Origin of the sequence: Prosthecodimorpha staleyi (genome assembly GCF_018729455.1) — a bacterium.
Classification (GTDB): domain Bacteria; phylum Pseudomonadota; class Alphaproteobacteria; order Rhizobiales; family Ancalomicrobiaceae; genus Prosthecodimorpha; species Prosthecodimorpha staleyi.
Map to the genome: position 1 here is coordinate 1 of NZ_JAHHZF010000004.1, position 18,672 is coordinate 18,672.

At 68.6% G+C, this 18,672-nt stretch carries 15 protein-coding genes and 1 tRNA gene; 5 read left to right on the top strand and 11 right to left on the bottom strand.

What is annotated here, in order from left to right:
• Window positions 1-404: 404 nt before the first annotated feature.
• From KL771_RS08360 to KL771_RS08380, 5 genes are all read right to left on the bottom strand, one after another.
• Window positions 405-2,456, bottom strand: a complete 2,052-nt coding sequence (locus KL771_RS08360) for a DUF4139 domain-containing protein (protein ID WP_261968098.1) — start codon at window positions 2,454-2,456, stop codon at window positions 405-407.
• Window positions 2,457-2,767: 311 nt separating this feature from the next.
• Window positions 2,768-4,453, bottom strand: coding sequence for a vWA domain-containing protein (locus tag KL771_RS08365; protein WP_261968099.1), 1,686 nt, complete (start codon window positions 4,451-4,453; stop codon window positions 2,768-2,770).
• 196 nt (window positions 4,454-4,649) lie between these two features.
• A tRNA-Thr gene (locus KL771_RS08370) sits at window positions 4,650-4,725 on the bottom strand.
• A 216-nt stretch (window positions 4,726-4,941) separates the two neighbouring features.
• Window positions 4,942-5,616 (bottom strand): GyrI-like domain-containing protein, encoded by a 675-nt coding sequence (locus tag KL771_RS08375; RefSeq protein ID WP_261968100.1) that lies wholly within the window; start codon window positions 5,614-5,616, stop codon window positions 4,942-4,944.
• Window positions 5,617-5,727: 111 nt separating this feature from the next.
• Window positions 5,728-6,387 (bottom strand): class I SAM-dependent methyltransferase, encoded by a 660-nt coding sequence (locus tag KL771_RS08380; protein ID WP_261968101.1) that lies wholly within the window; start codon window positions 6,385-6,387, stop codon window positions 5,728-5,730.
• Between the two features lie 38 nt (window positions 6,388-6,425).
• Here KL771_RS08380 and dapF point away from each other — a divergent pair, with 38 nt between their 5' ends.
• From dapF to ftsY, 3 genes are read left to right on the top strand one after another with little or no spacing between them, the layout of a single operon-like run.
• Complete coding sequence (dapF, locus tag KL771_RS08385) at window positions 6,426-7,325, top strand: diaminopimelate epimerase (protein WP_261968102.1); 900 nt, start codon at window positions 6,426-6,428, stop codon at window positions 7,323-7,325.
• A complete protein-coding gene (gene mtaB / locus KL771_RS08390; protein ID WP_261968103.1) occupies window positions 7,322-8,605 on the top strand; it encodes a tRNA (N(6)-L-threonylcarbamoyladenosine(37)-C(2))-methylthiotransferase MtaB in 1,284 nt (427 codons plus the stop codon). Before dapF ends, mtaB begins: the two co-directional genes overlap by 4 nt.
• Before the next feature lie 43 nt (window positions 8,606-8,648).
• Entirely contained in the window at window positions 8,649-9,758 is a 1,110-nt protein-coding gene (gene ftsY / locus KL771_RS08395) for a signal recognition particle-docking protein FtsY (protein WP_261968104.1), read from the top strand.
• 13 nt (window positions 9,759-9,771) lie between these two features.
• On the opposite strand, the gene KL771_RS08400 is transcribed toward ftsY, so the two are convergent.
• From KL771_RS08400 to ccmA, 3 genes are read right to left on the bottom strand one after another with little or no spacing between them, the layout of a single operon-like run.
• On the bottom strand, window positions 9,772-10,839 hold the full coding sequence (locus KL771_RS08400) for a hypothetical protein (protein WP_261968105.1): 1,068 nt from the start codon (window positions 10,837-10,839) through the stop codon (window positions 9,772-9,774).
• A 56-nt stretch (window positions 10,840-10,895) separates the two neighbouring features.
• On the bottom strand, window positions 10,896-11,555 hold the full coding sequence (gene ccmB, locus KL771_RS08405) for a heme exporter protein CcmB (RefSeq protein ID WP_261968523.1): 660 nt from the start codon (window positions 11,553-11,555) through the stop codon (window positions 10,896-10,898).
• A gap of 5 nt (window positions 11,556-11,560) precedes the next feature.
• Window positions 11,561-12,205 (bottom strand): heme ABC exporter ATP-binding protein CcmA, encoded by a 645-nt coding sequence (gene ccmA, locus KL771_RS08410; protein ID WP_261968106.1) that lies wholly within the window; start codon window positions 12,203-12,205, stop codon window positions 11,561-11,563.
• A 289-nt stretch (window positions 12,206-12,494) separates the two neighbouring features.
• Between ccmA and acnA the strand changes: the two genes are divergently transcribed.
• Together acnA and KL771_RS08420 are read left to right on the top strand one after the other, a co-directional pair.
• A complete protein-coding gene (gene acnA, locus KL771_RS08415) occupies window positions 12,495-15,185 on the top strand; it encodes an aconitate hydratase AcnA (protein WP_261968107.1) in 2,691 nt (896 codons plus the stop codon).
• A gap of 221 nt (window positions 15,186-15,406) precedes the next feature.
• Window positions 15,407-16,129 carry a DUF1223 domain-containing protein gene (locus KL771_RS08420; protein ID WP_261968108.1) on the top strand — a complete coding sequence of 241 codons (723 nt, stop codon included), beginning with the start codon at window positions 15,407-15,409 and terminating at the stop codon, window positions 16,127-16,129.
• A 192-nt stretch (window positions 16,130-16,321) separates the two neighbouring features.
• On the opposite strand, the gene KL771_RS08425 is transcribed toward KL771_RS08420, so the two are convergent.
• The 3 genes from KL771_RS08425 to KL771_RS08435 form a co-directional block, all read right to left on the bottom strand.
• On the bottom strand, window positions 16,322-16,660 hold the full coding sequence (locus tag KL771_RS08425) for a DUF2794 domain-containing protein (RefSeq protein WP_054362133.1): 339 nt from the start codon (window positions 16,658-16,660) through the stop codon (window positions 16,322-16,324).
• Window positions 16,661-17,264: 604 nt separating this feature from the next.
• A complete protein-coding gene (locus KL771_RS08430; protein WP_261968109.1) occupies window positions 17,265-18,026 on the bottom strand; it encodes a glutamine amidotransferase in 762 nt (253 codons plus the stop codon).
• Window positions 18,027-18,102: 76 nt separating this feature from the next.
• On the bottom strand, window positions 18,103-18,573 hold the full coding sequence (locus KL771_RS08435; protein ID WP_261968110.1) for a tellurite resistance TerB family protein: 471 nt from the start codon (window positions 18,571-18,573) through the stop codon (window positions 18,103-18,105).
• Between the last annotated feature and the right edge of the window lie 99 nt (window positions 18,574-18,672).

Below are 18,672 nucleotides of genomic sequence, written 5' to 3' on the forward strand. Positions count from 1 at the left end.
ACAAGATGCCCTCTCAGGCATCCCCGCAAGGACCACGCCGTCCACGTTTCTCTTTCTTCGATCCATCTTGTCAATGATCGCGACCAAGGATCAAACCTTCGTCGATGCCAGAACCGGAGCCCTGGCTTGAAACTATCCGGCGAACGTCGTCGCGGGACCCACCGACAACTCCGTATTCGTCCCATCCGGGACCCGGAGGCAACCGATCCACTCCGTCTTACTCGGAGCCGATCGTTTCGCCTTCGAAGGAGAACCGGGGCAGCGCTCAGTGGTGCGCCCCGCGTCGGTGGCGGTTATCTATGCGAAGCCCCGGACCCACGCAAGCCCCTTTTTTTGAAAAAATTCGCTGCATCGCGATGGACATGGCAGAACCCGAGGCAATCCGCCGGAAATTCGGTCGTGGATCAGCCGCCGAGCTGACGGACCAGTCGGGCGAGGTCCTGGCGTAGGGTCTGCAGGCCGGTCTGGGCGGCGTCGCGTTCCTTTTCGAGCCGGCTCATCTCCGCCTCCTGGCGCTTCAGGCGGTCCTGATAGGTGCGTGCAAGTTCGCCGTTGCGATCGACTGCCGCGAGATTGCCGCGCACCCGCTCCTGGTCCTCCCGGATCCGCCCAATCGCCTCGTCGACGCGCTCGATCGTGCGCTCGAACTCCGCGGTGTCGCGGCGCACCTGGGCGATGCGGCGCAACGGCTCACGCAAGGCCGGCTCGATCCGGTCCCCGCTGGAGACGACTTCGGCGACGACCGCGTCGGGCGTTTCCAGGATGGACCAGCGTTCCCGGTCGACGATGGTCTCGGTCACGGTCACGCTGCGGCTCTCACCGGCCGCAAGATCGGCGCCGATACGCGCGCGCCGCCCGTCGCGGCCGACCAGATTGCCATCGGTCGTCACGGTCCAACCGGGATTGGCGACATGCTCGATCGACAGGCTGCGCGGGCCGGCCGGGTCGCCGGTCAGGGCATAGACCGTCCGCTTCTGCCGGCCGTACTCGACGATCAGAACGCCGTTCTCGACCTTCACGGTCTTCATCGCCCGGCTGTCCTTCACGTCACTGGACACGCCGATCTTCGCGTCGAGCGCATAGGCCATGGTGCGCTCCTCGCCGGGTGCCGCACCGGCGAATTCCGCATCGCCGACGAAGCCGACGCCGGACCGGGTCGCCTCCGCCCCCTCGTAGACGGTGACGATGCCGCCCGGCAACGTCACCGCGCTGTCGTTCTTGATGCGCACGGCCGCGATCGGGTGCCGGTCGTTGACGCCGGCCTGAAAGACGGAAACCCGCGTCGCCGTGGCGGCGCCATCGAAGAAGGGCAGCGTCAGCGACCGGCCGACGGCCAGATCGACCGGTCCCGGCAGGGCGAAGCTGGCCGCCGCGAGGGTCTCGACCGCCGCCACGTCGACGCCGCTGGCGACCGGGGGCGGTTCGGCGAGGTCCAACGATGCGGGGGCGGGCGCCGCCAGGGCCAGGGCCGGACGGGCGTCCATCTCGGCCCGACCGGCAAAGGCGGCCGGCTTCTTGGCCATGACGCCGCCGGCAAGCGGAGACGGCGGCGCGACCGGGCGTGGCGCCGCGACGCCACGATCCATGTCGGGCCGCAGCCGCTGGCCGACGCGCAGCGGGCTTTCCGGCCGCGGCACGCTGACGCTCTCATAGAGATTCTGGCGCAAGGCGACCGGCGTGCCGGACGAGAGGGTCAGCCCGACGCCCTTCCAGTCGAGCCCGGTGCGGTTCTCCAGCACGGCCCAGCCCTGGAACCGCGCGCTCGCCTGCCCCGCCGGCAGCACGACGCGCCAGGTCGGTTTCCAGACCGGTGCGGCGACCACATAAGTGACCAGGGCGCGCGTCTCGGCGGATGCCTCGACGGTGACGGCGATGCGCCGCTTGTCGGCGGCGCGGTCGGCCGCCACCGCCTTCAGGGCCGCCTTGAGAGCGCCGCGCATCCGATCATCGGCGATCGCCACCCGGGTCGCCTCGTCGATCTCGACATGCTCGATGGCGTCGTCGTCGGTCGCCAGCGCCAATCGGGCGCGGCGGCCCTGAGCCTGGCCGCCGTCGACCGCCTCGACCCCGATCACCAAGCCGGCCAGATTGCGGTCGCTGCGCCGGATCTCGACGCGAACCCCCTTGAGAGCGGCGAGCAGCGTGACGGAATTCTCCAGGTCGGCCGGCTTCAGGGGCAGCCCTGCGAAGGTATCGCCGAGCCGTTCGCGGCCGGGCAGATCGACCGAGAGGATGCGCAGGTCGCGGCCCTGGACGACGAGGCTCTTCAGGATGTCGTCGACCTGGGCGAGCGGGGCGTCGAACTCGATCACGGTCCGCCCGGCGACCGCAACCGTCCCGGCGATCTCGGCCAGGCCGCCGGAGGACAGCTTGACGGTTTCGGGCCGGAATTCCGCCGCCACGGCCGGCCCGGCGGCGATCAGACCGACCAGGCTCGAGACCAGCGCTTTCGACATGGGGTTCTCCCTCGTTGCTTTCCGCACGCCCGGCGACGATCTCACGGGAGGATCGCGCCGGAACCGTGGCGACGGGCAAGCGGAAGAGCGGCTCTAGCGGTCGCAGGCTTCGGTGACGCCGTCATGGCACCCGACTGGCCACAGGCCGGCACGATGCCGAGCCTGGCGAGGGCCGGCGGTCCGCCCCGATCGGGTTTCCGCCCCGGTCGGTCTCCCACCCGGACCGACTTTTCGCACCGCCCGGCGGTCCGCCCGGGCCGGAGCCCTCCGGTCGTAGGCCGGCACCGTCCCGGCGTCCGGATGGCGCGCGCTCAGTCGAGCGACTGCTCGATCCGCTCGCCGGCAGTGACGGTGAAGCGAACCTCGCTCGTGTTCGTGCCGCGGGTCACGATCGCCACATAGTCGCCGGCCGGCATGGCCTTCTCGAAGGTCTCGGCGAAGACGGTGTCGAGGAGCTTGCGCTGGCCGGAGATCGACTTGCGGGCGGCCGCGATCTCGATCTTGGACGCACCGGAGGCGGTCAGGGCCGCGAAGCCGGCTTGGAGATCGAAGGTGACCTTGATCGGCTCGCCGGCGCCGATTTCGACGATCCGGCTCTTCTCGGCGAGGCCCGCCCGGGCGATCACCTCGTAGGTGCCGGACGGCAGATCGAAGGCCGACAGGGTGTCGTACTGGGTCGCGATCCAGCGGCCGGGCGCCGTCGCCTCGCGCCGCGGCTCCCGCACCTCGACCACCAGCCCGGTCTCGACCGGCTCGTCGGCGGCGAAGACGGCATCGACCGTCAGGCGGCTGGAATCGAGGGCGAGCCCGAGATTGATGCTGTCGCCGGCGGCCAGCGCGAAGGCCTTCTTGGCCGATGCCGAACCCTTGGTCAGCGTCATTTCATAGGCGCCGGCCGGCAGCACGAAGCGCGGGACGGCATCGTATTGCGTGGCGATCCACTGGCCGGCCGAATCGCGCACTTCCCAGGCGACGCCCTCGGCCTTGGCGCCGGAGCCGACGATGCGGCCCTCGCTGGTGACCGTGCCGGCATCGAGCACGACATCGACGTCGGTGATGCCGTCGCGCCGGACGGTCACGGGCAGGTCGCGGGTGACGGCGCCGAGCGTGACGCGCAGAACGTAGTCGCCCGGCTCCTGGCCGCGCGCCAGCCGCGCGCCATAGTCGGTCGACAGCCAGGCGCCGGCTTCGGCGCCCGATTTGGCGTGCAGGGCCCAGGCCAGCCCGGAATCGGTGACCGGGTCGGAGCCTACGGCGAGGCGGGCGATGGCGCGCAGGTTGTTGGCTGCCAGCGGGTCGGGCTCGGCCTGGACGGTCGGGGCCGGCTTCGGCGCGGCGGCCGGCGCACGGGTCGCGGCGACGGCGCGCGTCAGGGCGGTGGCGAGGCCGTCGGCATTGGCGGCGTCGAGATAGACCCCGCCGGTCGCCCCTGCGATGCAGGCGAGCTGCCGCTTGGCGACCGGGTCGGCCACGTCGAAGCCGATGACATGGGCGACCAACCCGATATCGGCGCGCTTCAGTTCGGCCGCGACCGCACAGGGGTCGGCATTGCAGGTCTCCAGGCCGTCGGACACCAGGATGACGTTGGCGCGGGCCTCGCCGCCCTTCAGCGCGGCCGCGGCCTGACGCAGGCTGTCGGCGATCGGGGTGCGGCCCTTCGGCTCGACTCCGGCGACAGCGGCGCGGATCCGATCGGGATCGAGCGGCGACAGCGGCACGACGGTCTCGATGTCGCGGCACTCGCCCTTGCTGCGATGGCCGTAGACCATCAGGCCGACGCGGTCGCCGGGCTTGAACTGGCCGAGAATGGTGCCGACCGCGGTGCGCGCGCCGGCGATCTTGGTCCGGCCGTCGACCAGCCCCCACATCGAGCCGGAGGCGTCGAGGATCAGCATGGTGTCGGTGCCCTGCGGCTGCGCCGCGGCGGGCGTCGCGACGACCGGCAAGGCGGCGGAAAGCAGGGCAGGCAGGAGAAGCGTGGCGGCGGCGCGGGTCATGGGGGCCCCTCGATGTTGCGTTGGATGCAACAATCGCGAAACCTGCCTGAAGCCTGCGTGAACGTTTTTCTACGGAGGGATGACCGCTGCCGGAAACCGGTCGATCCCGCACGGATTGACGGTACGTCGCACGGGGTCAGCCCCTGCTACCGGTACAAACCGTTCCCCATGTGTCGAGGCTGGACAAAGGGAAAACTGGTGCCGCAGAAGGGACTCGAACCCCCGACCCCATCATTACGAATGACGTGCTCTACCAGCTGAGCTACTGCGGCGACCGGTGCGGCTAGATAGACGCAAAGTGCGCGGCTGGCAAGGCTGGAAACGACGGTGCGATGCGGCTGGGCGTGACGGGGCGGAAAATGCCGGAACGACTGGCTTTGGGCCAGGCCGCAGGACAGGGCCCGGCGGCGGATGCCCGACGCGAGGAGCCGGCATGGCCCGGTCCGACGCCGCGTCGATCGGCGGGTCCCGCACGATCGACGGCAGGCCTATTCGGTGACCACGTAGATGTTGGTGATCATCTTCTCGGGCGCCGTGACGGTCGGATCGGTCACGTATTCCTCGTAGACCTTCTTCATGTTCAGGCTCTTGGCGACCAGGAAATCGTCGATGCGGTTGTAGACCTCCTCGAGATCCTCGAAGGCGCCCTGGTGGACGAATTTCAGGGCCGGGCCGGCCGGGCTCTGGCCGACCTTCACGTCCTTGCCGGGCGCCTTGGCGGGCGCGGCCTCGATCGGCACCATGGCCTTGAACTGGAATTCCTCGTCGCCGGAATCGAGATACTCGATCATGGCCGATCCGGCGGCCTTCAGGTTGCCCTTGGCGATGGCGGCGAAGATCGCGTTGACGGCATTGCCGATCCCCTCCTCGGCATCGTCCCAGGTCGACTTGCCGGTGACGAACAGCACGGGCCGGGCCGTCAGCGTCACGGATTCCGGCGGCGCCAGGGTGATGTCGCCATGCGCATCGGCCTTGCCGACATCGGCCGGCGACTGCATTTCCTTGCTCGTTTCCGGCGTCGCGGCGGGCGGCGGGGTCGGCGCCGGCGTGGATTGCCCGGAAGGAGGCGGCGTATCCGTCGTCGTTTGTGCGACGGCCGAACCACCGACGGACAGCGCGATCGCCACGGCGACAGCCGATACGGCGCGGAACGGACGAACCATGATCATCTCCCTCGGGCAGCTCGGTCCCGATCCTTGAGCCTAGACCGGATCGTGGACGATTCGAAGACATCGGCCGCACGCCTCACTCAGAGGCCGCCGCACGTCCCTGCGTCAACCGCGATTTGGCACGAGAGCGAGGGGCTTGGCCAGCGCGGCCGGATGGTCGGGTCCGACGGCCGCAATCCGTTGCACGATCTTGGCGCCACCGCCGGAACAGAAGCGGCCGGCCAGTTCGCCCTGCTCGTAGGCGACCACGATCAGCCCGGCGGCGAGGACCGGGGCCAGCAACTCGTTCGGTTGCAGATGGAATTCCGTCCGCTGCGGGCGGCCGTGCCGCTCTTGGCCGCGGGCGAAGGTCTCGTAGATCAGCATTCCGTCCGCGGCGACGGCCGCCACGATCGCCGGGAACAGCGGCCGCCAGAGATAGTTGGTGACCAGCACCGCTTCAAACCGGCGATCACCGAGAGGCCAGGGACCGGCCTCGATGTCGGCGATCACGGTTTCGACACCGGCGTCGTCGGCAAAGGCCGCCAGACCGGTCGGATCGCGATCGACCGCCACCACGGCGAGGCCGAGGCTGCGCGCCAGACGGACATGCCGGCCGGTCCCGCAGGCGAGGTCGAGCACGGTGCCGCCCGGCCGGACCGCCGGCAGGAAACGGGCCGCCCAGTCGGACGGCGCCTGCGGCGCGTGGTAGGGCTTGGCGTCGGGGACCGGCATGATCGGCGCTTTCAGGCTTTCCGGCTGGCAATCCGGGGCATCTTTCGCCATATAGACGGTGATCTCAAGAGCATCAGGACCCGGCGCGCATGTCCGCGACCTTCCGCTTTCGCAAGATGAACGGCCTCGGCAACGATTTCCTCGTGTTCGACGCGCGGCGCGACCCCGTGCGCCTGACCGCGGACGAGATCCTGCGCCTCGCCGACCGCAAGACCGGGATCGGCTTCGATCAGATGATCACCCTGGAGCCGTCGGGCGCCGGTGCCGATGCCTTCATGCGCATCCACAATGCCGACAGCTCCGAGGTCTCGGCCTGCGGCAACGCCACGCGCTGCGTCGGCTGGCTCCTGATGCAGGAGAAGGGCAGCGCGGCGGCGAGCATCGAGACCCGCGCCGGGCTGCTCTATGCCTCCGATGCGGGCGAGCCGGAACTGATCACCGTCGACATGGGCGAGCCGAAGTTCGACTGGCGCGACATCCCGCTCGCCGAGGAGTTCCGCGACACCCGCGCGATCGAACTGCAGATCGGGCCGATCGATGCGCCGATCCTGCATTCGCCGGCGGTCGTCAACATGGGCAACCCGCACGCGATCTTCTGGGTCGACGACGTGGAGGCCTACGATCTGGCGAAGCTCGGGCCGATGCTCGAACATCACCCGATCTTCCCCGAGCGCGCCAACATCTCGCTCGCCCAGGTGACCGGCCCGGACTCGCTGATCCTGAAGGTCTGGGAGCGCGGCGCGGGATTGACGCGCGCCTGCGGCACCGGCGCCTGCGCGGCGGCGGTGGCGGCGGCGCGGACCCGGCGCACCGGCCGGCGCGTGCGCGTGACCCTGCCGGGCGGCGATCTGGTCATCACCTGGCGCGAGAGCGACAACCACGTGATGATGACCGGGCCGGTCGAGACCGACTTCACCGGCACGATCGACCGCGACACGCTCGCCGTCACCCTCGATCCGCCCGCCTCGGTCCGGGGAGCGGCGGAGTGACGATCGACGTCCTGACCTTCGGCTGCCGGCTGAACACGGTCGAATCCGAGACCATCCGGCGCGAGGCGGAAGCGGCGGGTCTGAGCGATCTCGTCGTGGTCAACACCTGCGCGGTGACCGGCGAGGCCGTCCGTCAGGCGCGCCAGGCGATCCGGCGCGCGCGCCGGGACAATCCGGCCGCCCGCATCGTGGTCACCGGCTGCGCCGCCCAGGTCGAACCCGACACCTTCGCCGGCATGGAGGAGGTCGATCTCGTCCTCGGCAACGACGCCAAGCTCGAGGCGGCGAGCTGGCGCGGCCTGAAGGATTTCGGCATCGAGGCGACCGAGAAGGTGCGCGTCAACGACATCTTCTCGGTGCGCGAGACCGCAGGCCACATGATCGAGGGCCTGGAGGGCCGCACCCGCGCCTTCGTGCAGGTCCAGAACGGCTGCGACCACCGCTGCACCTTCTGCATCATCCCCTATGGCCGCGGCAATTCGCGTTCCGTGCCGGCCGGCGCGGTGGTCGAGCAGGTTCGGCGGCTGACCGGCAACGGCTATGCCGAGATCGTGCTGACGGGGGTCGATATCACCTCCTGGGGCCAGGATCTGCCCGGCACGCCAAAGCTCGGCGACCTGGTCGGCAGCCTTTTGCGGCATGTGCCGGACTTGCAGCGCCTGCGCATCTCCTCGATTGATTCGGTCGAGGCCGACCCGGCGCTGATCGACCTGATCGGCGCGGAGGCGCGGCTGATGCCGCATTTCCACCTGTCGCTCCAGGCCGGCGACGACATGATCCTGAAGCGCATGAAGCGCCGGCATCTGCGCGACGACGCGATCCGCTTCTGCGCGGACGTGCGTGCGCGGCGCCCGGACGTGGTCTTCGGCGCCGACCTGATCGCCGGCTTCCCGACCGAGACCGAGGCGATGTTCGAGAATTCGCTGAAGCTCGTCGCCGATTGCGGGCTGACGCATCTGCATGTCTTCCCGTTCTCGCCGCGCCCGGGCACGCCCGCCGCGCGCATGCCGCAGCTCGACCGGGCGACCATCAAGGCCCGCGCGCAGCGCCTGCGCGAGGCCGGCGAGGCGGCGCTCGCCGCCCATTTCGACGCCGAGATCGGCCGCCTGCGCCAGATCCTGGTCGAGAAGGACGGGATCGGGCGGACCGAGCACTTCACTCTGTGCGAGATCGCGGCCCCGCCCGCATCCGGCCCCGTGCGGCCCGGCACCATCCTGACCGCCCGGATCACCGGCCATACCGTCCGGGCCCTGACGGCGACGCTGGCCGAGGCGGCATGAGCGGGGCCGCGCAATCGATCGAGGCCGGGGAGTTCGGGGCACCATGAGTGACGACAAGGCGAAGCCCGGCTTCTGGAAGCGCATGTTCGGCGGCGGCCCCGAGCCGGTGGCGGCCCCGACCGCGCCGATCGAACCCGCCCCCACGGAAGCGGCGCCGGTCCCCGTTGCGATCGAGCAAGCATCCGCCCCCTCCCCCGCGGCCCCGGAGCCGGCGGCCGTTGCCGACGGGCCGAAGCCGTCCTGGTGGTCGAAGCTCAAATCGGGGCTGGCGCGCACCTCGTCGTCGCTGACCACCGGCATCACGGCGATCTTCACCAAGCGCAAGCTCGATGCGGCCACGCTCGAAGAGCTCGAGGACGTGCTGATCCAGGCCGATCTCGGCCTCGATACGGCGATGCGGATCACCGAGACCCTGCGCCGGGACCGCTTCGACAAGGAGATCTCCGACGAGGAGGTCCGTGCGGTGCTGGCCGCCGAGGTCGAGAAGGTGCTGGCGCCGCATGCGGTGCCGCTGACCATCGACCCGGCGAAGAAACCGCATGTCGTGCTGGTCGTCGGCGTCAACGGCACCGGCAAGACGACCACGATCGGCAAGCTGTCCGCGGAGCTGACCCGCGCCGGCCGGTCCGTGATCCTCTGCGCCGGCGATACGTTCCGCGCGGCGGCAATCGACCAGCTGCGCATCTGGGGCGGCCGCGTCGGTGCGCCCGTGATCGCCCGCGAGCCCGGGGCGGATGCGGCCGGCCTCGCCTTCGATGCCTTGAAGCAGGCCCGCGACGAGGGCCGCGATGTCCTGATCATCGACACCGCCGGTCGCCTGCAAAACAAGGCCGAGCTGATGGCCGAGTTGGAGAAGATCGTCCGCGTCCTCAAGAAGCAGGACCCGGAGGCGCCGCATTCGGTGCTGCTGACCCTCGACGCGACCACGGGCCAGAATGCGCTCAATCAGGTCGAGATCTTCGGCCGGGTGGCGGGCGTCACCGGCTTGGTCATGACCAAGCTGGACGGGACCGCCCGCGGCGGCATCCTGGTCGCCATCGCGGCGAAGTTCAAACTGCCGATCCACTATATCGGCGTCGGCGAGGGCATCGACGATTTGGAACCCTTCGACGCCGCCGATTTCGCCAAGGCGATCGCCGGGCTCGAGCGCTGACCGGCGCCACCAGTCAGCGGGTTTTGGCCGACGCCTCTGCCCGCTTCAGTTGACGATACGACTTGCGCACATGGGCCGCCAATTGGCGCTCGATCTCAAGCCGCCCATGATCGGCGGCGAGACGCGCCACCCGATCCGCGTTGGACGTTCCGGCAAGCTGCATCCATCGATCGAGATGCGGCTCCAGTCGGTAGCGATCGAGAAAATCCTCGTCGGTGGTCGCCGCGAAGCGAACGCCGTCGGCATAGCGGCTCATAATCTCCTCGACCACCGCGTCCGGCGTCAGGCGCCGCTCCGTGCAGCGCCCCGAGAAATTGTACCGGGCCGCCCGGTCCCGGTTCTCAGGCGTCAGGTAGCCGGGGCCGCCGAAATGGTCGTAGACATAGACCGGCGTATGGGCGATCAGCCCATACGGAATGGTCTTGCCGATCGAGACGACCAGATCGGCCCCATGAATGTCGGCGGGCTCCACCATCCGCACCATGTCGCCGAAGCGGCCGAGATGGGTCAGGTCCGACACGCGGCCGAGGCGCGCCAGCATCGCCAGAAGGTCCGGGTCGCGATGGTTGGAGACGCAGAGGATGCGGCGCGGCCGATCGGGCCGGGGCCGCGGCGGCGCGGCGAAGGCCGCGGGAGCGGCGTTGTAGAAGACAGCGATCGGATGCCGGACGCCGGTCTCCCGCAGGCGCTCCGCGGTCAAGTCCGAATTGGCCAGCGACAGGTCGCCCAACGCGGCATCGAAAGCCCAGCCGCCGCTTTCCATGAAGCTGTGTCGCGACAGCCGCCCGAACAGGATGGCGGTGCGCGCCGTGGTCTCCGACCCGATCCGGTAGTCGAACAGTCCCGCCACCTGATGCTGAAAATAGACGAGGTCGAAGGCCAGCGGATCGGTCCGCTCGGGACGGGTCTCGATCGCGAGCCCAAGTTGCGCGCGGAACAGGCCGGCCATCGGATCGTCGGCGTGGTTGGCGAAGACCGTCACATCCGCGCCAGACCGGCGGAAATGGCGCGTGAACTCGAAGGCGACCATTTCGGAGCCGGCGATATCGGCGAGATGGTTCGTGCCGATCAGAACCTTCACGACGCTGCTCCGCCTCGACGGGGTTGCGGCAGAAAGGACGGTACCGACGGCATCGGTCAGTCGCTCGTGAACCGCAGCGCCGCGGCGGCGGCGATCGGGCCGATCACGGCGGAAAACAGCGTCAGCGCCGAGAGAAGCAGGAACGGCGTCAGGAACGGGGCCGGCTGCAGGACGGGTGCGTTGGCGGCGGCGACGCCGAAGATCAGGATCGGCACCGTCAGCGGCAGGACCAGGATGGCGAGCAGTAGCCCGCCGCGGCGCAGCGTCACCGTCAGCCCCGCCCCGATCGCCCCGATGAAGGTCAGCGCCGGCGTGCCGACCGCAAGCGTCAGCATGGTCGAGCCGATCGCGATCGGCTCCATGTTCATGAACACCGCCAGGAGCGGCGAGATCAACACCAGCGGCAGGCCGGTGGCGACCCAATGGGCGGCGCATTTGATCAGCACGACCAGTTCCAGCGGCTCCTCGCCCATCAGGATCAGGTCGAGCGTACCGTCGTCGCGGTCGGCCTGGAACAGCCGGTCGAGCGAGAGCAGGGTTGCCAGCAGGGCGCCGATCCACAGGATGGCCGGGCCGATCCGGGCGAGCAGGTTCAGGTCCGGCCCGACCCCGAACGGGTAGACGGTGACGACGATCAGGAAGAACAGCGCGCCCATCAGGGCGCCACCGCCGACCCGGGTGGCGAGCCGCAGCTCGCGGATGAACAGCGCACCGATCGGGCTCATCCGGCGATCTCCTCGGCCATGCCGGCCGGCGCCAGGACGAGCGACCGGACGGCGGAGAACAGCAGCGGCTGGTGGGTGGCGGCGACGACGATGCCGCCGGCCTGCTGATGGCCGGCAACGATCGCCGTGAAGCGGGCTTCGGAGGCGGCGTCGAGCGCCGAGGTCGGCTCGTCGAGCAGCCAGATCGGGCGGTTCGAGACCAGGAGCCGAGCGAGCGACAGCCGCCGGCGCTGACCGGCGGAGAGATAGGCGGCGGGCAGGCCGGCCAGATGGCCAATCCCGACCGCCTCCAGCGCCGCATCCGCGCTCGCCGCCCGCCGGCCGAAGAAGCCGCGCCAGAAGCCGAGATTTTCCTCGACCGTCAAGGCCGGCTTGAGGGCATCGGCATGACCGAAATAATGCGCCTGCTGGGCGATCGAAAGGTCCGCATCGCCCCCCTCCAGCGCGATCCTGCCCTCGCTCGCCGCGACCAGGCCGGCGATCACCCGCAAAAGCGTCGACTTGCCGGCGCCGTTTGGGCCGGTGACGACGAGCGCCTCACCGCCCGAAACGGAAAAGGCGAGATCGTGGAAGACGAGCCGCCCGCCGCGCTGGCAGGCAAGCCCTCGCGCATCGAGCCGAAGTGGCGGAAAGGCAGGCATTTCGGCTGATTCCGATCCGGTTGGAGCGCCACCCGCTGCGCCGCACAAAAAAGCTGCAGCCCGTTGACCCACGCGACTCTCGTCTGACTGGCCTCGTCTTACGAAATTGGCTACAAGGCGCGCAACCCGCGGCGACTGGCCGCGGGCTCCGGGTTTTTCCCGAGACGGTCCGTCGCGGCCGCCGGTGTCCTCGCAGGATACCGCAGGTGCATCGCAAAACGCCGGCAGGCGCACCGCGACGACAAGCCCGACCAGGGGTCCCCGTCTCCAGCCGTGAAGGAAGGCCGCCGTGACCACATCCCTCGACAGCTTCAAGTCTGCCAAGACCCTCGAGGTCGGTGGCAAGTCCTACACCTATTACAGCCTCGTCGAGGCGGAGAAGAACGGCCTTGCCGGCGTCTCGGCCCTGCCCTTCTCGATGAAGGTGCTGCTCGAGAACCTGCTGCGCTTCGAGGACGGCCGCTCGGTCACGGCCGACGACGTGAAGTCGGTCGCCGAATGGTTGGTCAATCGCGGCAAGGCCGAGCGCGAGATCGCCTACCGTCCCGCCCGCGTGCTGATGCAGGACTTCACCGGCGTGCCGGCGGTGGTCGACCTCGCCGCGATGCGCGACGCCATGAAGGCGCTCGGCGGCGATCCGGAGAAGATCAACCCGCTGATCCCTGTCGATCTGGTCATCGACCATTCCTTCGTGGTCGACTTCTACGGCAACGCAACCGCGCTCCAGCGCAACGTCGAGCGCGAATACGAGCAGAACCAGGAGCGCTACCGCTTCCTGCGCTGGGGCCAGAACGCCTTCGAGAATTTCCGTGTCGTGCCGCCCGGCACCGGCATCTGCCATCAGGTCAACCTCGAATATCTGGCCCAGACCGTCTGGACCAAGACCGAGGACGGCGTCACCTACGCCTATCCGGACACGCTGGTCGGCACCGACAGCCACACCACCATGATCAACGGTCTCGGCGTGCTCGGCTGGGGCGTCGGCGGCATCGAGGCCGAGGCGGCCATGCTCGGCCAGCCGATCTCCATGCTGATCCCCGAGGTGATCGGCTTCAAGCTGATCGGCAAGGCGGCGCCCGGCATCACCGCCACCGACGTGGTGCTGACCGTCACCCAGATGCTGCGCAAGAAGGGCGTGGTCGGCAAGTTCGTCGAATTCTTCGGCCCGGGCCTCGCCTCCATGTCGCTGGCCGACCGCGCCACCATCGCCAACATGGCGCCGGAATACGGCGCCACCTGCGGCTTCTTCCCGGTCGACGACGAAACCCTCGCCTATCTGACCACCTCTGCGCGCGCGACCGACCGGATCGCCCTGGTCGAGGCCTATTCCAAGGCCCAGGGCATGTTCCGCACCGACGCCACGCCGGACCCGGTCTTCACCGACACGCTCGAACTCGACCTGTCGACCGTCGAGCCGTCGCTGGCCGGCCCGAAGCGTCCGCAGGACCGCGTCGTGCTCAAGAACGTCAAGGCCGGCTTCGCCGCCTCGCTCGAGGGCGAGTTCAAGAAGCCCGGCGAGATCGACAAGCGCGTGCCGGTCGCCGGGCGCGACTTCACCGTCGGCCATGGCGACGTGGTGATCGCCGCGATCACGTCCTGCACCAACACCTCCAATCCGAGCGTGATGATCGGCGCCGGCCTGGTCGCCCGCAAGGCGAATGCGCTCGGCCTGAAGGCCAAGCCCTGGGTCAAGACCTCGCTGGCGCCCGGAAGCCAGGTGGTCGCCGACTACTTCAACAAGTCGGGCCTGCAGACCGACCTGGACGCGCTCGGCTTCAACGTGGTCGGCTTCGGCTGCGCCACCTGCATCGGCAATTCCGGCCCGCTCGACGAGCCGATCTCGGAGGCGATCAACGCGGCCGACCTGGTCGCCGCGGCGGTGCTCTCGGGCAATCGCAACTTCGAGGGCCGCGTCAATCCGGACGTGAAGGCCAACTACCTCGCCTCCCCGCCCCTGGTCGTGGCCTATGCCATCGCCGGCTCCATGCAGATCGACCTCGCCAACGATCCGATCGCCACCACGGCCGACGGCACGCCGGTCTATCTGAAGGACATCTGGCCGACCAAGGAGGAGATCGACGCGGTCATCGCGCAGTACATCACCCGTGATGTGTTCGCCTCGAAATACGCCTCGGTCTTCGAGGGCGACGCGCGCTGGCAGGGCATCGAGATCACCAAGGGTCTGACCTATTCCTGGCAGTCGACCTCGACCTACGTGCAGAACCCACCCTACTTCGCCGGCATGTCGGCGACCCCGGCGCCGGTTACCGACATCCGCTCGGCCCGGGTGCTCGGCCTGTTCCTCGACTCCATCACCACCGACCACATCTCGCCCGCCGGTTCGATCAAGGCAGCGAGCCCGGCCGGCGAGTATCTGCGCGACCATCAGGTCCGCCCGCAGGACTTCAACCAGTACGGTACCCGCCGCGGCAACCACGAAGTCATGATGCGCGGTACCTTCGCCAATATCCGCATCAAGAACCAGATGCTCGGCGGCAAGGAAGGCGGCAACACGATCCACTATCCGTCCGGCAAGGAGCTTCCGATCTACACGGCCGCTATGCAGTACAAGAGCGAGGGCGTGCCGCTGGTGGTCTTCGCCGGCAAGGAATACGGCACCGGCTCGTCGCGCGACTGGGCCGCAAAGGGCACCAACCTGCTCGGCGTCCGCGCCGTCATCGCCCAGTCCTTCGAACGCATCCACCGTTCCAACCTGGTCGGCATGGGCATCCTGCCGCTGCAGTTCAAGGACGGCGACGGCTGGCAGGCGCTCGGCCTGAAGGGCGACGAGGCGGTGACCATCCTGGGTCTGGAGGCCGGCCTCAAGCCGCGCCAGATTCTGACCGCCGAGATCACGCGTGCCGACGGCTCCAAGACCTCGGTCGATCTGATCTGCCGCATCGATACGCTCGACGAGCTCGACTACTTCAAGAACGGTGGCATCCTGCAGTATGTGCTGCGCAGCCTGGTCGCGGCCTGAGCAACAAAGCAGAAATACAGATCATCGAGCCGCCGGGGCCTCTCCGGCGGCTCTTTTTTTCGGGTCGTCCGAATCGTTCGCGGCTTTCACCATCAAGCACCTCAACTTGGGTGAGCGTCACACCGACGTGACTCGCACTTGAAGCGCCGCGGGCGTATGAGCCAGGGGACAGGTTGGAAGGCAGAGGCGGTGGAGCGGTGAGTTACTTCGTCGGAATCGCGATGACCATCGCCGCGGGAAGCTGCGCCTTGACCCCCGCCGAGGCGGGCGAAAAGCCGCGAGCGGTCCTGGAGCTGTTCACCAGCCAGGGTTGCTCGTCGTGTCCGCCTGCCGATGCCCTGATGAACCAGATCGTCGAGGACAAGAGCCTGCTGGCCCTGACCTTCCCGGTCGACTACTGGGATTTTCTGGGCTGGAAGGATACGTTCGCGCGTCCCGAATATACGCAGCGCCAGCGCGGCTATGCCGCCGGCCGGCATGATCGGGCGGTCTATACCCCGCAGATGGTGGTCAATGGCCGCGAACATGTGGTCGGCAGCAATCAGGCCGCAATCGAGCGGACGGTGGCCAGTCACGAGCGGATGGATGCCCTGCCGGTTGACCTGGATATCGATATCAAGGGCGATGTGGTCGTCGCCAGGGTCGGCGGCTCGGTGGCCGGTGTCGAGACCAAGGCCACGCTCTGGCTGGTCACCTACGACCTGCGCCGCTCGGTACCGATCGCACGTGGCGAGAACAAGGGTCGGACGGTCGTCTACAGCCATGTCGTGCGCCAGGTGCAGCCGATCGGTATGTGGAAAGGCCAGGCGATGACGGTGGAACTGCCCCGTCACGAATTGATGCCGGATCGCGATGTCGGCATGGCGATCATGCTCCAGCCCGATCGGGACTCCGGGCTGGGTCCGATCCTGGGCGCCGCCATGCTGACCGGTCCGTCCAGCTGATCCGGCCCGCCGCTCGTCCGGCCACTTGACGACAAAGGTCCGGCATCTGCGTTCCGCGCATGCTCGACCGCGATGGCGGTGAAATCGAAGATGGAGAGCAAGGCTCTCTCCGGGCAACCGGCTTCGATCGGGAGCATTCTGCGCAAACAAGAATGCGGAACACCATCCGACCGCTTCGGATCGGGTGCCGCTCTAGAACTCGACCAGCCTCGGTTTCTTCTCCAGAACCGCGAGGACGCGGCCGAGGTCGGCGCCGCGCTTCAGAACCATGCCGCCTTGCGCGACAATCGAATACTGGCCCTGGCGGCCGGCCAGTTTCGGGTCCTTCTCGATTCGATAGAGCGGCGCTTCGGCGGTTCGACGGAAGACCGAGAAGACGGCTCGGTCGCGGCGATGGTCGATGGCGTAGTCGCGCCATTCGCCATCGGCCACCATGCGCCCGTAGAGCTTCAGAATCTCGAACAATTCGCGCCGATCGAAGGTGACGGGCAGAACGGTCTTTCCACCGCCATGGGGAAAGGCGAACACCACGCCGTCGGCGGATGGCCGGCTGGGTTCGTCACTCTGGTCCCATTCGCTCAATCCGCACCCCTCCTCCGTCCTTGACCCCGATATCGGGCAGCCCGCGCGGTCTGCAGCGGGACCGCATTCCGGCGCCTGGAAACAGCGAGCCGGCTGATCATCGCGTTGCCGGCCCGGGAAGGCAAGAACCGCCTGCGCACCGGCCGCATCGCCGGGCCGGCAGTCGGAGACCGGCGCCCCGCCGAGTCCGCCACGGGGTCTCGAATTCGACGAATTATATAATATTTATCAATAACTTAAAGGAGAATTGTTTCCGCTCTGTTTTCTTGCTTTCGCCGCAATCCGGACAATCGCGAGCCACGTTGCCCACCGACAGTCGGTATCGGTTCCGGTTGGTTCGGCCCGATGGCTCGACCGGTTTATTCAGCCCCCCAGCCCCCCGGACGGGCTGTCGGGTCGGACCTCCGGAACCCCGAAACCCCCGATCGAATGACGACCTGACCTGACGGGCCCCGCGAGGGCCCGTCCGTTTGTCGGGCATCCCCCGGGCGAACGCGCTGCGCTCGGTTGCGCGGCCGGATGCCGTCGGGACAAGTCCCCGGACGGGAGCCGCCTATTCGGCCGCCACCGACGGCAGGGACTGCGGCCGGGACCCGACGGCGGATGCCCCCGCATGCCGGGCGGGATCGAGCCAGAGATCGAGGAAACGCTCCAGCCAGAGCCGGGTCTGGGCGTCATAGAGGGCGCGGCCCTCGAAATGATGCGGCCGGCCCTGAGCGCCCGGCAGATCGAAGCGCTCGGCGCCCCGCGTCGTCCAGCGATGCATCATGGCGAGGGTCAGCTCCGGGTGGAACTGGATGCCGTAGGCGGCCGGACCGACCTGGAAGGCCTGGTTCGGAAAACTCTCGCCCTCGGCCAGCAAGGTGCAGCCGCGAGGCAGGTCGAAGCCCTCCCGGTGCCACTGATAGACCTCGGTCGGCCAGGCCATCAGCGCCTTGCCGGCCTCGGTCGGGCAGAGCGGGTAGTAGCCGATCTCGACCAGCCCGTGCGGATTGGGGCCGACCCTGCCGCCGAGCTGGCGCACCAGCATTTGGGCGCCGAGGCAGATGCCGAGATAGGGCTTCTGTTCCGCCAGCGGCACGGCCAGCCAGTCTATCTCGCGCTTGACGAAGTCGTCCTCGTCGTTGGCACTCATCGGGCCGCCGAACACCACTGCACCGGCATAGTCCCGGAGCGTCTCCGGCAGGGGATCGCCGTAGCGCGGGCGGCAGATGTCGAGCACGTAGCCGCGGCGAGTCAGCATCTGACCGACACGGCCGGGCGAGGAGGTCTCCTGGTGGAGAACGATAAGGATGCGCGGGAGCGGCTTGGCCATGGCGTCCGGGCGAAGATTCGTTCGCAAGTGCGAACCATCACACTCCTGAAACAATGGCCCGGGAAATGTGGCCGAATCAACCGTCGTCTTCGGATTTGTCGAGGCGCGCTTCGACTTTCTTGCGGATCAGAACCCTGTCGCGGGTGCCGACATCGAGCAGCTCGGCCAGGCGCCACACCGTGTTGTCCTCGAATTCATGCACCGCACCATCGGCCAGCACCATTTCCCAGAACATTTCGACCAGCGCCTGCCGGTCTTCCGACGGCAGCCGTCGCTTCAGGACCGCGGTGAAGCGATAGAGGTCGACGGCCTCCCGGTCGGCGCTCTGCGCGGCGGCCAGGAGCGCGGCGAGGCCGGCCTCGTCGAGATCGAAATGCCGCATCAGGAGCCGTCGGCAGATCGCCTGCTCGGGCCCCGAAACCGTCCCGTCGATGCCGATCAGATGGACCATCAGGGCCGCGGTGGCGAGCCGGACCTCGTCCTCAGGCGCCGGGGCCGGGGCACCGCCGGTGAGATCGGCGAAATAGGCTTTCAAGGCATCGAACATCGTGACCGCCGATCGTCGGCTGAGTGGAAGACCGGATCATAGGGGCCGGCGCCGCTTCGACAAGAAGCCGGCCGTCGAATGCCGGCATGCGCGCATCGG

What these genes read in the sequence shown, in the direction of transcription:
- KL771_RS08365 (WP_261968099.1), bottom strand. Translation starts at nt 4,453, where the DNA reads ATGACCCGCGCCGCCGCCACGCTTCTCCTGCCTGCCCTGCTTTCCGCC.
- KL771_RS08430 (WP_261968109.1), bottom strand. Translation starts at nt 18,026, where the DNA reads ATGGCCAAGCCGCTCCCGCGCATCCTTATCGTTCTCCACCAGGAGACC.
- KL771_RS08360 (WP_261968098.1), bottom strand. Translation starts at nt 2,456, where the DNA reads ATGTCGAAAGCGCTGGTCTCGAGCCTGGTCGGTCTGATCGCCGCCGGG.
- KL771_RS08435 (WP_261968110.1), bottom strand. Translation starts at nt 18,573, where the DNA reads ATGTTCGATGCCTTGAAAGCCTATTTCGCCGATCTCACCGGCGGTGCC.
- ftsY (WP_261968104.1), top strand. Translation starts at nt 8,649, where the DNA reads ATGAGTGACGACAAGGCGAAGCCCGGCTTCTGGAAGCGCATGTTCGGC.
- KL771_RS08380 (WP_261968101.1), bottom strand. Translation starts at nt 6,387, where the DNA reads ATGGCGAAAGATGCCCCGGATTGCCAGCCGGAAAGCCTGAAAGCGCCG.
- KL771_RS08375 (WP_261968100.1), bottom strand. Translation starts at nt 5,616, where the DNA reads ATGGTTCGTCCGTTCCGCGCCGTATCGGCTGTCGCCGTGGCGATCGCG.
- KL771_RS08420 (WP_261968108.1), top strand. Translation starts at nt 15,407, where the DNA reads ATGACCATCGCCGCGGGAAGCTGCGCCTTGACCCCCGCCGAGGCGGGC.
- ccmA (WP_261968106.1), bottom strand. Translation starts at nt 12,205, where the DNA reads ATGCCTGCCTTTCCGCCACTTCGGCTCGATGCGCGAGGGCTTGCCTGC.
- dapF (WP_261968102.1), top strand. Translation starts at nt 6,426, where the DNA reads ATGTCCGCGACCTTCCGCTTTCGCAAGATGAACGGCCTCGGCAACGAT.